Annotated in this window: 10 protein-coding genes; 9 read left to right on the forward strand and 1 reads right to left on the reverse strand. The window is 75.9% G+C overall.

Features of this window, described 5'->3' with window-relative positions; all coding sequences use genetic code 11:
• Positions 1–110: 110 nt before the first annotated feature.
• The 5 genes from murJ (at position 111) to ACZ6S8_RS20250 (ending at position 5861) form a co-directional block, all read left to right on the forward strand.
• Positions 111–1847 carry a murein biosynthesis integral membrane protein MurJ gene (gene murJ, locus ACZ6S8_RS20230; RefSeq protein ID WP_469457884.1) on the forward strand — a complete coding sequence of 579 codons (1737 nt, stop codon included), beginning with the start codon at positions 111–113 and terminating at the stop codon, positions 1845–1847.
• Positions 1837–2613: a polysaccharide deacetylase family protein gene (locus tag ACZ6S8_RS20235; protein ID WP_469457565.1), complete on the forward strand. Its 777-nt coding sequence runs from the start codon at positions 1837–1839 to the stop codon at positions 2611–2613. Before murJ ends, ACZ6S8_RS20235 begins: the two co-directional genes overlap by 11 nt.
• A 5-nt stretch (positions 2614–2618) precedes the next feature.
• Entirely contained in the window at positions 2619–3932 is a 1314-nt protein-coding gene (locus ACZ6S8_RS20240) for a glycosyltransferase (RefSeq protein WP_469457567.1), read from the forward strand.
• A gap of 73 nt (positions 3933–4005) precedes the next feature.
• Positions 4006–4722, forward strand: coding sequence for a YveK family protein (locus ACZ6S8_RS20245; RefSeq protein ID WP_469457569.1), 717 nt, complete (start codon positions 4006–4008; stop codon positions 4720–4722).
• Positions 4719–5861, forward strand: a complete 1143-nt coding sequence (locus ACZ6S8_RS20250) for a GNAT family N-acetyltransferase (RefSeq protein ID WP_469457571.1) — start codon at positions 4719–4721, stop codon at positions 5859–5861. Before ACZ6S8_RS20245 ends, ACZ6S8_RS20250 begins: the two co-directional genes overlap by 4 nt.
• A gap of 5 nt (positions 5862–5866) precedes the next feature.
• Here the strand turns inward: ACZ6S8_RS20250 and ACZ6S8_RS20255 are convergent, their stop codons facing one another.
• Positions 5867–7519 (reverse strand): glycoside hydrolase family 26 protein, encoded by a 1653-nt coding sequence (locus ACZ6S8_RS20255; RefSeq protein WP_469457573.1) that lies wholly within the window; start codon positions 7517–7519, stop codon positions 5867–5869.
• Between the two features lie 150 nt (positions 7520–7669).
• Between ACZ6S8_RS20255 and ACZ6S8_RS20260 the strand changes: the two genes are divergently transcribed.
• The 4 genes from ACZ6S8_RS20260 to ACZ6S8_RS20275 are packed head-to-tail and all read left to right on the forward strand — an operon-like array spanning position 7670 to position 13017.
• The gene (locus ACZ6S8_RS20260; RefSeq protein WP_469457575.1) at positions 7670–9316 is read left to right on the forward strand and encodes a carboxylate--amine ligase; all 1647 of its coding nucleotides are present in this window, start codon (positions 7670–7672) and stop codon (positions 9314–9316) included.
• Between the two features lie 31 nt (positions 9317–9347).
• Positions 9348–10622: an NAD(P)-binding domain-containing protein gene (locus ACZ6S8_RS20265; protein WP_469457577.1), complete on the forward strand. Its 1275-nt coding sequence runs from the start codon at positions 9348–9350 to the stop codon at positions 10620–10622.
• A gap of 23 nt (positions 10623–10645) precedes the next feature.
• Positions 10646–10915 (forward strand): hypothetical protein, encoded by a 270-nt coding sequence (locus ACZ6S8_RS20270; protein WP_469457579.1) that lies wholly within the window; start codon positions 10646–10648, stop codon positions 10913–10915.
• A 14-nt stretch (positions 10916–10929) separates the two neighbouring features.
• Positions 10930–13017: a SpoIIE family protein phosphatase gene (locus ACZ6S8_RS20275; protein ID WP_469457886.1), complete on the forward strand. Its 2088-nt coding sequence runs from the start codon at positions 10930–10932 to the stop codon at positions 13015–13017.
• The last annotated feature ends 56 nt before the right edge of the window (positions 13018–13073 follow it).

The raw sequence follows: 13073 nt of genomic DNA on the forward strand, positions 1-13073 counted from the left end.
GCTGCCGGGACGTCCGCAGCGTGCGGGTCGCGGCCCGGACCGCGGCCGGCGCCGGGTCCGCGACCGGATCCGGCACCCCCTCCGGCACCCCCTCGGGCACCGCGTCCGGGGTGCCCGAGTCGCCCGCCGGGCCCGCCCGGTACGCGGGCGGCGCCGCCCCGGGGGTCCGCACGGCCCCCCGCCGGGCCGCCGCCGCGGGCCCCCGCCCGCCCGCCGCCCCGGGCGGCAACGCGCCCGCGCCGCTGGGGCGGTTCCTCGCCAAGGCCGCCGCCGTCACCGCGGGACTCACTGCCGCCGGGGCGGTGTTCGGGCTCGTGCGCGACCAGACCATCGCGCACCTCTTCGGCGCCGGGCACGACAGCGACGCCTTCCTGATCGCGTGGACCGTGCCGGAGATGGCCTCGACGCTCCTCATCGAGGACGCCATGGCCCTGCTGATGGTCCCCGCCTTCAGCCACGCCCTGGCCCGCCGGGCGGCCGGCCGCGCCGGGCTCACCCGCCAGGAGGCCCGCGCGCAGGACCCCGTACGGATGCTGGTGGCGGCGACCCTGCCGCGGCTGGCCGTGTTCCTCGCCGCCGTCGCCTCCGTGCTCATCGTGGCCGCGCCCCTCGTCGTCGCCGCCCTCGCGCCGGGCCTGCCCGATCCCGGGCTGGCCGTTCAGTGCACCCGGCTGACCGCGCTGACCGTGCTCTCCTTCGGCATCGCCGGCTACTTCAGCGCCGCACTGCGGGCGCACCGCTCCTTCGTGCCGCCGGCCGCGATCTACGTCTCGTACAACGTGGGCATCATCGGCACCATGCTCGCCCTGCACGCCCTGTGGGGGGTGCGGGCCGCGGCCGCCGGGGTCGCCGTCGGCGGGCTGCTGATGGTCCTCGTCCAACTGCCCGCCTTCATCCGGAACGTGGGCTTCGGACCGGCCCGGGCCAAGGGCGCCCCGCGCAGCCAGCGCGACCGCGACCGGCCCACCCTCATCGCCTTCGGCCTCATCGCCCCCGTGATCTTCTTCGCGGTCTTCCGGCAGTCCCAGGTCCTGGTGGAGCGGTTCCTCGCCGCCTCCCTGCCCTCCGGCGCCATCTCGCACCTGAACTACGCCCAGAAGGTGGCGCAGATGCCGATGGTGCTGTCCCTGATGATCTGCACCGTCACCTTTCCGGTCGTGGCCCAGGCCATGGCCGCCGGAGAGCGCGAGAAGGCCCGCCGCCGGGTGGAGCAGGACCTGGCGCTGGCCTCCCTCGCGGTCCTGATGGGCACCGCCCTCGTCATCGGCTACGCCCCGCAGATCATCCAGGTCCTCTTCGAACGCGGCGCCTTCACCCACCAGGACACCCTCGCCACCGCCTCCGTCATGCGGGTCTACGGACTCGGACTCCTCGGCCACTGCCTCGTCGGCGCGCTGTCCCGGCCCTTCTTCTCGACCGCCCGGCCCACCTGGTTCCCGGCGCTCGCGATGGGCGCCGGCCTCCTCGTCAACATCGTGGCCGGAGCCTTCGCCGTCGGCTGGTGGGGCACCTGGGGCATCGCCGCCGCCAACGCGGCCGGCATCACCACCACCGCCGTGCTGCTCCTCACCGGCCTCGGCTCCCGGATCGTCGCCATCCAGGTCCGCCGGGTCGCCGTCAGCATCGGCCGGCTCGCCGTCGCCGCCGCCGCCGCCTGCGGCACCGGCTGGATCGCCGGCCCGATGATCCCCGACCCCACGGTCAGCGCGGCGCTCGGCTGCCTGCTCGTCCCCGCCATGTTCGGGGCCACCGGCATGGCCATACGGGCGCTCGAAGTCACCGCCCTGCCCGGCCAGATCGCCCAGTTCTCCTCCCAGCTCACGCAGAGGTTCCGCAATGTCCGCTGACACCGACACGGCGCCCGCCGCCGTGGTGGTCCCCGCCCGACGGGCCGCTTCGCCGTGGGTCCTGATGTACCACTCGGTCGCCGAGTTCACCGACCCCGCCGAGGACCCGTACGGGATCACCGTCACCCCGCGCGCCCTGGAGGCCCAGCTGCTGTGGCTGCGCTCCCGGGGCCTGCGCGGCGTCTCCGTCGGTGAGCTGCTGCGCGCCCGGGCGGCCGGGCGCGGCGACGGGCTCGTCGGCCTCACCTTCGACGACGGGTACACCGACTTCCTGACCCGGGCCCTGCCGCTGCTGCGCCGCCACGACTTCACCTGCACCCTCTTCGTGCTGCCCGGACGGCTCGGCGTCGACAACGTGTGGGACCCGCTGGGCCCCCGCAAGTCCCTGCTCACCGCCGAGGGCATCCGCGAAGTCGCCGCCGCCGGACAGGAGATCGGCTCGCACGGGCTGCTCCACCAGGACCTCACCGCCGCCGCCGACGACGTGCTCCTGCAGGAGCTGCGGGGCAGCCGCGACCTGCTGCGCGAGCTGACCGGGACCCGGCCGGAGGGCTTCTGCTACCCGTACGGGCACCTCGACGCGCGGGTCGTCGACGCGACCCGGGCCGCCGGGTACGGCTACGCCTGCGCCATCGACCCGGGCCGCCTCGCGGGACCGCACGCGCTGCCCCGCACGCACGTCAGCCAGGCCGACGGCGGGGCGCGGCTGCGGGTCAAGCAGCTGCGCCACCAGGTGCGGGAGCTCCGGCGGGGGGTGCGCCGGTGAAGGGCGTGGGCAAGGACGTGCGGGAGGCCAGGGCGCTCCACATCATCACCGGGCTCGGAGTGGGCGGCGCCGAGCAGCAGCTGCGGCTGCTGCTGCGGCACATGCCCATGCCCTGCGACGTCCTGACGCTGACGAACCCCGGGCCGGTCGCCGAGGGGCTGCGCGCCGACGGGGTCCGCGTCGTCCACCTCGGGATGACGGGCAACCGGGACCTGGGCGCGCTGCCGCGGCTGGCGAAGTTCATCCGCCGCGGCCGGTACGACCTCGTGCACACGCACCTGTACCGGGCCTGCGTGTACGGGCGCCTCGCGGCCCGGCTCGCCGGGGTCCGCGCGACCGTGGCCACCGAGCACTCCCTCGGCGCGGGCGAGATCGAGGGCCGGGCGCTGTCGGGCGGCGTACGGGCGCTGTACCTGGCCAGCGAGCGCCTCGGCGCCGCGACCGTGGCGGTGTCGGACACCGTGGCCGCCCGGCTGGAGGGCTGGGGGGTGCCGGCCGCCCGGGTGCACGTCGTGCCCAACGGCATCGAGGCCGTCCGCTTCCGCTTCGACGAGGGCGTACGGCGCTCCACCCGGGCCCGCACCGGGCTGCCGGAACGGGCCTTCGTGGTCGGCGGCGTCGGCCGGCTGGTGCCGGGCAAGCGGTTCGACGTCCTGGTCAGGGCCGTCGCGGCGCTGCCCGGCGCACACCTGCTGCTGGCCGGCGACGGCCCGGAGCGGGCCGCGCTGCGACGGCTGGCCGCCGAACTCGGCGCGCAGGGCCGCATCCACCTGCTGGGGGAGCGGGACCCGCTCGGCGACAGCGCCGACGGCCGCACCCCGGGCATCCCGGCGCTGCTGGCCGCCATGGACGTCTTCGTCTCCCCGTCCCGGGAGGAGGCGTTCGGCCTGGCGGTGGTGGAGGCGCTGGCCGCCGGACTGCCGGTGCTGCACGTGACCTGCCCGGCCATCGACGACCTGCCGGCCGCCCAGGCGCCCGGCGCCCGGCGCATCGGCCCCGGCACGGAGGAGCTGGTCGCCGCCCTGCGGGGCCACATGGAGGCGGGGGCCCGACGGCTGCCGCCGCCGCCCGTGGTCCGCCGCTACGACATCGCCCGCAGCGCGGAGCAGCTCCTGGGCGTCTACGCCCTCGCGCTGGCCGGACCGGCGGACCGGGCCCGGACGGTACCGGCCGCCGCCTCCCCGCGGCCGGGCCGGACGCCCGCGGCCGCACCGGCCCCGGGCCCTGCCCCGGCGCCCGCTCCGCAGCTCCCGGCGGAGCCGGGCCCGGCCCGCCCCCGCTCGGGACGGGACGGGGCCGGCGCGCCCGGGCCCGGCTGATCCGCACCCACCCGGCCGGGGCAACGGCCGGGACCCGACAACGCCCCTCCCCTCCCAGGAAGCGAGCACGCCCATGGCCGACACCGCCGACCAGAAGAAGTCCGACCACCGCTCGGAGAAGAAGAAGGGCGCCCGGCGCAGGCCCGGGCCGCCGCCCGCGTGGTGGCCGCTGCCCGTCTGCGCCCTGCTCGGGCTGGCCGCGGGCGGTGCGTACGGGGTGCTCAAGGCCCCCGAGTACGCCGCCACCAGCTACGTCGTCGCCGTCCCCGACGACACCACCGAGCCGGCCACCGCGCTGGGCTTCGCCCAGGCGTACGCCCGCATCGCCACCAGCAGTTCCACCCTCGCGTACGCTCAGCCGCGCGCGGGCATCACCGTCCAGCGGCTGCGGACCCAGGTGCGGGCGGAGACCTCCCCCGAGTCCCCGATGATCGCCATCACCGGGACCTCCAAGAGCCCCGCCGAGGCCGCCGACATCGCCAACGCCGTCGCGGACGCGCTGTCGCTGAGCAGCAATCAGGCCGCGAAGAACACCGGCGTCCAGCTGCTGCTGTTCAACCAGGCCGTGGCCCCCGCCGACCCGGCCTCCCCGTCCGCCCCGATCAGCGGCGCCGTCGGGATGTGCGCGGGCGGCCTGCTGGGCGGACTGTGGCTGCTGGCCCGGCCGGCGCGCGGACGGCGCCGGGACCAGGCCGCCGTCGCCGCGGGCGCGCCCGCGGTCGAGGAGTACGCCACGCTCCCGGCCCAGGGCGACCACGCCGAGACCAAGGAGAAGGAGTCCGTGCGATGAGTCCGGGCTCCGCCGGGGCCCTGGCGGTCACGCTGTGCCGCGATCCCCGGCAGTTCGCCGCGCTGGAGGAGCCGTGGAACCGGCTCGTCCGCGGCTGCCCCACCGCCACCCCCTTCCAGAGCCACGCCTGGCTGCACTCCTGGTGGCTGTCGTACGGGAAGGAGGGGCGGCTGCGGATCGTGCTCGTGCGGCGCGACGGGGAACTGGTCGGCGCGGCCGCGCTGATGCTCGTCCACCGGCCGCTGCCGCTGCTGGTGCCGCTCGGCGGCAACATCACCGACTACTTCGACGTGCTGGTGGCCGCCGAGCACGCCGGCCAGGTCGTCCCGGCGCTGGCCCGCGGGCTGCACCGGGCCGCCCGGAGCGCGGTGGTCGACCTGCGCGAGGTCCGTCCGGGGGCCGCCGCGGAAGGCGTGTACGACCACTGGGCCGGGGCCCGCAGCAAGCTCACCGACTCCACCTGCATGGAGCTGCCGACGCTCCCCTTCGACGAGCTCGTCAAGCGGATGCCGGCCTCCGGCGGCCAGCGGGTGCGGGCCAAGCTCCGCAAGACCGACGCGGCCGGGATCGAGGAGCACGAGGTCACCGAGCAGGAGGTGCCGCGCGCCGTACGGACCCTGCTGCGGCTGCACGAGAAGCAGTGGCGCGGCCGCGGGGTGACCCCCGAGCACCTGAGGCCCCGGTTCGCCGAGCACCTGACCCGGGCCACCCGGCGGATGGTGCGGGCCGGGGAGGGCCGGCTGACGGAGTTCCGCCTGGACGGCGAGGTGGTGGCGGCCAACGTCACGCTGCTGTCGGCCGGCCTGAGCGGCGGCTACCTGTACGGAGCCGACCCGGACCTGCGCACGCGCAAGGTGGACGTGGCGTCGCTGCTGCTGCGCCACGAGACCGGCCGGGCGCTGGCCGACGGCCGCCCGGTGGTGAGCTTCCTGCGCGGCAACGAGCCGTACAAGAACCACTGGCGGCCCGAGACGGTCGTGAACCAGCGGTTCCTGCTGGCCACGACCGCGCTCGCGCCCCTGCTGCGACTGCACGAGTCGCAGCTGGCGGGGCGCGGGCGGGCGGTGGACGCGCTGCGGGAGGCGTTGCCGGCCGCCAGGGACTGGCGGGCGCGGCTCAACGACCTGCGGGTGCGATGACCCGGCTAGAAGGGCCAGAAGCGGGAGTCGTGGTTCCAGTCGACCTGGACGCAGAACGACTGCTTGCCGACGAGCTTGGAGAGCCACTCGCCGAAGTTGAGCGGCACGCACCACTGCTTGCTGTTGGCCGGCGGCTTCGGCGGCTGGGGCTTGGGCGTCACGGGCACGGGCGTGGGGACGAGCGGGCTCGGCGCCGCGGGCGAGGGCGCCGGGCTCGCGGGCGACGGGACCGCCGGCGAGGGGACCGCCGGCGACGGGACTGCCGGCGACGGGACGGGTTCGGGCCCGGGGACCTCGGGCGTGGGGACGACCGGGCTCGGGGCGGCCGGCGACGGCACCTCGGGCGTCGGGACCTCCGGCGTGGGGATCTCCGGCGTGGGGACGAGCGGGCTCGGCGCGACGGGGCTCGGCACCTCCGGGCCCGGCACCTGCGGCGACGGGACGAGGGGGCTCGGGGCGGCCGGCGACGGGACCTCGGGCGTCGGGACCTCGGGCGTGGGGATCTGGGGGGTCGGCACCTGAGGGGTCGGCACCTCGGGCGTCGGGACCTGCGGCGTCGGGACCTGCGGCGTGGGGATCTGGGGGGTCGGCACGACCGGCGTGGGAACCACGGGCGTCGGGACCACCGGGGTCGGGACCACGGGCGTCGGGACCACCGGGGTCGGGATCACCGGGCCCGGCTTCTCGGGCGTCAGCGCGTCGCGGAAGGCCTTCGCCGAGTCGGGGTTCTGCTTGCACTGCCACACGCCGTGCGGGCAGTAGTCGGTGATGGTGTGGTAGAGCGGCTTGTGCTGCTCGATCCACTTCAGCATGCGCCGCACGTACTCCGGATTGTCGCCGTGGCGGAACAGCCCCCACTCCGGGTAGGAGATCTGCTTCCCGTGTGCCTTCGCGAAGTCGACGTGCTGCTGGAGCCCGTACGGCTGGGTGATCTGGTCGTCGAACGTCCGGCCGGGAGCCTGGTCGTACGAATCCATCCCGATGATGTCGACCACGTCGTCACCGGGGTAGCACTTGGTCCAGCCGATCGCGTCCGTACCCCGGTTCGGGGCGAAATCGAACTTGAACTTCTGTCCGGGCACCGACCGCATCGTGGTGACGACGCGCTTCCAGTACGTCTTCCAGCCCTCCGGGTCCGGCCCGCAGCGGTGGGTGTAGGTGGTGCCGTTCATCTCCCAGCCGAGCACGATCACCGTGTCGGGGACGTCCAGCGCCACCAGCTTCTCGGCGAGCCTGCGGAAGTGGCGGTCGTACTGGCCCTCCGCGCCCGCGCGGATCAGCTGGGCCACCTGGTAGTCGGGCACCCGTTCCTCGTTCCGTGCCTGCATGGGCACGTTGAGGACGAACATCCGCCTGTCGTCGGCCAGCCGCCAGGCGGCCCAGTTCGCGAGGAACGAGACGTTCCCCTCGATGCCCGCCCACTGGTCGCCGGGGAGATAGGTGTGTCCCACCCGGATCTCCCTGCCGCCCAGCCAGCGCGACAGGAGCGGGATGCGGGCCACTCCGGGCGGTCCGTAGTCGAGATAGGCGCCCATGGCGATGTCGGAGCTCTTGGGCCGGTCCTCCTCGGGCGCCGCGAGCGCGGCCCCCGTCGCAAGCAGTCCGGCCGTGACCGTACCGATGCAGGTGCTCGCCAGTCGGCGGCGTGGTCTGGGCATGGCGTCTCCCGAGCTTTCCTGAATCGGTGTGCTTACCAAAGACGTTAGACATCAGATCTGACGAATGGCCTGTTCGGTGATCGCCGCATAGGCCATTCGCAGGTGCGCACCACCCCCGCTTGGTCCGACTAGGTGAAAGACACCGTTTCCATGCACGCGTTCACCAACCATGTGCCCGCCGTCCTGCTCAGACTCGATCGCAATCCGTTCCACCACGGAACCCTCGGCGCCGTCAGATCCCTTGGCCGCAAGGGCGTGGAGGTCCATGCCGTCGTCGAGGCCGGGGGAGGCCCCGTGGGGCGTTCGCGGTACCTGCGCGCCGCGCACGCGGGACCTGACGGAGGGTTGGATCCGGAGGCGCCCGAGCCGCTGCTGGAGTGCCTGACCGGGGTGTCCGAGCGGATCGGGCGGCCCGCCGTGCTCATCGCCATGGACGACCTGAGCGCCATCGCCGTGTCCCGCGTCGCGCCCGGGCTGACGGACCGATTCCGGATTCCCCATCAGCCCGACAACCTGCCCGCCCGGGTGGCCGACAAGGCGGAACTGTCCCGGCTCTGTGCCCGGTGGGACGTCCCGCACCCGGAGACGGTGATCCCGGCGAGCGGGGCGGAGGCGGCGGAGGCCGCGTGGAGCCTGGGGCTGCCGGTGATCGCCAAGTGGAGCCGGCCGTGGCTGCTGCCCGCGGGGGCCGGGGGCCTGCGCAGCACCCTGCTCGTGCACACCGTCGCCGAGGCGCGCCGGCTCTACGAGCGCTCCGCCGAGGCCGGAAGCCGGCTGCTGCTCCAGCGGTTCCTGCCGGCCGGGCCGGACACCGACTGGTTCTTCCACGGGGCCTTCGCCCGCGGCGGGCGCCCGCTGCTGGCCGGGTCGGGCCGCAAGGAGCTTTCCTGGCCGGTGCGGACGGGCCTGACGGCGGTGGGCCGCTGGCTGCCGGACCCGGCGGTGGAGGAGGCCGGGCTGAAGCTCGCCGAACGCCTCGGCTACCAGGGGATCCTGGACCTGGACTTCCGGCGGGACGAGCGCGGCACCTTCCGGCTCGTGGACTTCAACCCCCGGCCGGGGGCGCAGTTCCGGCTGTTCACGGACGCGTCCGGGCTGGACGTCGTCCAGGCGATGTACCTGGACCTGACGGGCCAGCGGGTTCCGGAGCCCTCGGGCGGTCCGGGCCGCGTGTTCGTCGCCGAGAACTACGCGCTGCTCGCGGCGCTGCGCGGCGGTTCGCTGCCGCGCCGCCTCCCGGCGGGCCAGGCGGCCCCGAAGCCCCCCGCGGCCCCGAAGCACCCCGCCCCCGCGAAGCGCGCCGGGGCCGCCCCGGGCGGGTCTCCCGTACCGCCCGTCCCGCCCGCGGTGGGGGCCGGGGCGGTCCCCGGGCGGCGGGCCGGACCCGTGGTGGCCGGGCCGCGGTCCGCGCCCGGTGCGGCGGCTGCGACTCCGGCCCAGGCCCAGGCCCCGGCCCCGGCGGCGACCGGTACGCCGGGGGCCGCGGGCGCCGCAGGACGCGGGCCCCTGCGGGCGCTGCCCCCGGGGGAGCGGGGGCGGGTGGAGGCGGCCTGGTTCGCGTCCGACGACCTGCGGCCGTTCCTGGCCATGCTGGCCGCCTTCCTCGGCCGGGGCGCCGACAAGGGCGTGCGCGTCCTGCGCGGCGTGCCCGCCCACGGCCGCCGGACCGCCCGCGCGGTGGTCCGCGCCCCCCGCCAGCGCGGCCGCGACCGGCCGGACGCCGCGGGCGGCGCCGCGGCCTCCCGGCCGGCCCCGCCGGAGGCCCCGGCCGAGCCGGACGAGCTGGTGACCCGTTGACCGTGGAGAGGGAAGGACGGCCGTGACGCGGATGGACGATCTCGTGGTGGTCGGCGCGGGCCCGTACGGGCTGTCGATCGCCGCGCACGCGGCGGGCGCCGGGCTCGGCGTGCGCGTGCTCGGGCGGCCCATGGCCTCCTGGCGCGACCACATGCCCGACGGCATGTACCTGAAGTCGGAGCCCTGGTCCTCCAACCTGTCCGCACCGGACGGGCGGCACACCCTCGGCGACTACTGCGCGACGCGCGGAACGGTCGCGGAGCACGGCACTCCGCTGCCGATCGGCACGTTCAGCGCGTACGGGATGTGGTTCGCCCGCCACGCCGTGCCCGAGGTGGAGGAGGTGACCGTCACGGAAGTGACCCCGTCCGGCGGTGCCTTCCGCGTCCACACGGCCGAGGGGCCGCCGCTCCTGACCCGTACGGTCGCCCTCGCGGTCGGGGTGATGCCCTTCGTCCACCACCCCCGGGCGCTGCGGGACCTGCCTCCCGCGCACTACTCGCACAGCAGCGGCCACCGGGACCTGTCCCGCTTCGCCGGGAGCGAGGTCGCCGTGCTCGGCGCCGGACAGGCGGCCCTGGAGACCGCCGCCCTGCTGGCCGAGCAGGGCGCCCGGCCGTGCCTGGTGGCCCGGCGGGACCGGCTGAACTGGAACACGGTGCCACAGCCCCTGAGCCGGCCCGCGCTGCGCGCCCTGCGGGCCCCGCACAGCGGGCTCGGCACCGGCTGGCGCAGCTGGGCGTGGTCGGAGCTGCCCTGGGCGGTGCACCGGCTGCCCGCCGCGACCCGGGAGCGGATCGCGGCCACCGCCCTGGGCCCGGCGGGCGCCTGGTGGCTGCGGGACCGGTTCGAGCGGCGCGTACCGGCCCTTCTCGGGCACCGGCTGCACCGGGCGTCCGCGGTGGGCGACCGCACCCGCCTGGAGCTGACCTCCCCGTCCGGGGAGCCGCTGGTGCTGGACGCCGCACACGTCATCGCGGCCACCGGGTTCACCCCTGACCTGGACCGGCTCGGCCTGCTCGACGCGGGGCTGCGGGACGCGCTGGAGACGGTGGGGCAGAGCCGTACGCCGGAGCTGAGCGCCGGATTCGAGTCCTCGTGGCCCGGACTCTTCTTCGCGGGGCTGCTGACGGCTCCCTCATTCGGCCCTTCCATGCGATTCGTGCACGGTGCGGGCTTCACGGCGGGGAGACTGGTGGGAGGAGTCCGCAGGCGCCTCGGTGCCGGGGGTCCGCTGCCGGGCTCCACCGGCGCCGCACGGACCGACCGCGCCACGGCCGGGCATCCGAAGACGTACCTGCGGTGAGAGCCGCGTGAGAGGGGTCCGCGATGAGCGGGGAGCGAGCACAGGGCAGAGGCTGGGTACGGATCCCCGCCAGCCGCGGCGAACAGCCCGCGGTCCGGAACGCCGGGTACGACCGCCCCGCCCGCGCCGCCGGGTACGACCGTCCCGCGTACCCGGCGCCCGCCCACCCCGCCCAGCCGCCGATCTACCTGTCGCTCGTCACGCGCTGGCGGGAGGCCGGACGGACCCTTCCGGGGCATCCTGACGAGGAGTGGGAGCGGCTGATCTCCCAGCCGTACTGGCCGGGCCGTTAGGTGGTGTGAGTCTCTTGGCAGCGGCGGAGCGAGACAGCGCCGGGCGGCGCCGGCCGTCCCCCCTGACCGGACCGGGCGAGCGGCTCGCGCTGAACGGCATGGGCAGCTTCGAGTGGGACCTCGGCGACGGGACCCTGGCGCTGGACGAGGCCGGGATGACCGTCTTCGACCTGGAGCCCGCCGAGTTCGACGGCACGCCGGAAGGGCTCGGGGTGCGGATCCCGCCCGAGGACGGCGCCCGGCTGGGCGAGACGGTGGTGGCCGCCCTGGACAGCGGCGCCGAGACGTACGGGGCGTACTTCACGGTGCAGCGCCGGGACGGCCGCGACCAGTGGACGCACACCCAGGGCCGGGTGCTGCGGGACGCGGACGGGCGGGCCCACCGGATCGTGGGCATCGTCCGCGACGCCACGGCCGAACTGGCCCAGGCGACGCAGCTGCGCAAGCTGGAGTCGGCCCGCGCCCAGCAGTCGACGATCGTGCAGCGGACCACGGACGCCCTGTCGCGGGCGGTGACGGTCGACGACGTGACGGCCGCGCTGACCGGGGCCGGCGCGCTGGAACGGCTCGGCGCGGACGGGCTGGCCCTGGGCCTCGTCGAGGGCGGCACGATGAAGATGATCGCGATGAGCGGGGAGTCCCTGGAGATCCTCGACGAGCGCAGCACGACCCGGCTGGACGGCTCGCTGCCGCTGTCGCAGACGGTCCTCACCCGCCGGGCGCGCTTCGTCACCTCGCTCGCCGCGCTCGGCGAGGAGTTCCCGCTGCTGCGGGACTACCTCGGCCGGATCCGGTACGACGCCGCCGCCTACCTGCCGCTGATCGCACAGGCCCGGGCCATCGGCGGGCTGGTGCTCTTCTACCGCCGGCGCACCGAGTTCAGCCCGGAGGAGCGCAACCTGTGCCTGGGCCTGGCCGGCATCGTGGCCCAGTCGCTCCAGCGGGCGCTCCTGTTCGACCAGGAGCGGGAGTTCGCCACCGGCCTCCAGGCGGCGATGCTGCCGCGCCGGATCCCCGAGATCACGGGCGGGGAGATCGCGGTGCGCTACCACGCCGCGTGGAGCGGGCGGGAGGTCGGCGGGGACTGGTACGACGTGATCTCCCTGCCCCGCGACCGGGTCGGCATCGTGGTCGGCGACGTACAGGGCCACGACACGCACGCGGCCGCCATCATGGGTCAGCTCCGGATCGCGCTGCGGGCGTACGCGGGGGAGGGCCACCCGCCGTCCACGGTGCTGGCGCGGGCCTCGCGGTTCCTGGCCGAACTGGACACCGAGCGCTTCGCGACCTGCATGTACGCGCAGGTGGACCTGGAGTCCGGAGGCGTACGGGCGGTCCGCGCCGGCCACCTCGGCCCGCTGATCCGCCACACGGACGGGCGCACGGGCTGGCCCAACGTGCGCGGCGGTCTGCCGCTGGGCCTGGCCACGCACTTCGCACAGGAGGAGTTCCCCGAGACGCGGCTCGACCTCGTCCCCGGGGAGACGCTGGTGCTCTGCACGGACGGCCTGGTGGAGGAGCCCGGCACCACCATCACCCAGGGCATGGAGTCCCTCGCGCACGCCGTGCGCAGCGGCCCGCAGGAGGCCGGGGCCCTCGCCGACCACCTCCTGGACCGGCTGTGGGAGCGCTGGGGCTCCGGGGACGACGTGGCCCTGCTGGTGCTGCGCCGGGCCCCCGACCCGGGCACGCACCGGGCGCCGCGCATCCACCAGTACATCCACCAGGCCGACCCCGAGGGGCTCTCCGAGGCCCGCTACGCCCTGCGGCAGGCGCTGCGCGACTGGGGCGTGCCCGAGCTCGCCGACGACGTCGAGCTGGCGGCCGGGGAACTGCTGGTCAACGCGCTGCTTCACACGGACGGCGGAGCGGTGCTGACCATGGAGGTGCTGCCGGAGCCGGTGCGCCGGATCCGGCTGTGGGTCAAGGACCGCTCCAGCGTGTGGCCCCGCCGGCGCACCCCCGGTGAGGCCGCCACGACGGGCCGCGGTCTGCTGCTGGTGGATGCGCTGGCGACGCACTGGGGCGTGGAGTCCCGGGGCGACGGCAAGGCGGTCTGGTGCGAGTTCGACGCCGGGGGAAGCCCCCGGAGCGCGGGGTGACCGTGCGCTCACGCCGAGTTGTGGGGCGCCCGGGGGCGGGTGATGATGCGGTCATG

Source organism: Streptomyces sp. NPDC048461, from assembly GCF_055587105.1.

Excerpts from the sequence above, each read along its gene's own strand:
- ACZ6S8_RS20235 (WP_469457565.1), top strand. The coding sequence starts at position 1,837 with ATGTCCGCTGACACCGACACGGCGCCCGCCGCCGTGGTGGTCCCCGCC.
- ACZ6S8_RS20245 (WP_469457569.1), top strand. The coding sequence starts at position 4,006 with ATGGCCGACACCGCCGACCAGAAGAAGTCCGACCACCGCTCGGAGAAG.
- ACZ6S8_RS20250 (WP_469457571.1), top strand. The coding sequence starts at position 4,719 with ATGAGTCCGGGCTCCGCCGGGGCCCTGGCGGTCACGCTGTGCCGCGAT.
- ACZ6S8_RS20255 (WP_469457573.1), bottom strand. The coding sequence starts at position 7,519 with ATGCCCAGACCACGCCGCCGACTGGCGAGCACCTGCATCGGTACGGTC.
- ACZ6S8_RS20260 (WP_469457575.1), top strand. The coding sequence starts at position 7,670 with ATGCACGCGTTCACCAACCATGTGCCCGCCGTCCTGCTCAGACTCGAT.
- ACZ6S8_RS20265 (WP_469457577.1), top strand. The coding sequence starts at position 9,348 with ATGGACGATCTCGTGGTGGTCGGCGCGGGCCCGTACGGGCTGTCGATC.
- ACZ6S8_RS20270 (WP_469457579.1), top strand. The coding sequence starts at position 10,646 with ATGAGCGGGGAGCGAGCACAGGGCAGAGGCTGGGTACGGATCCCCGCC.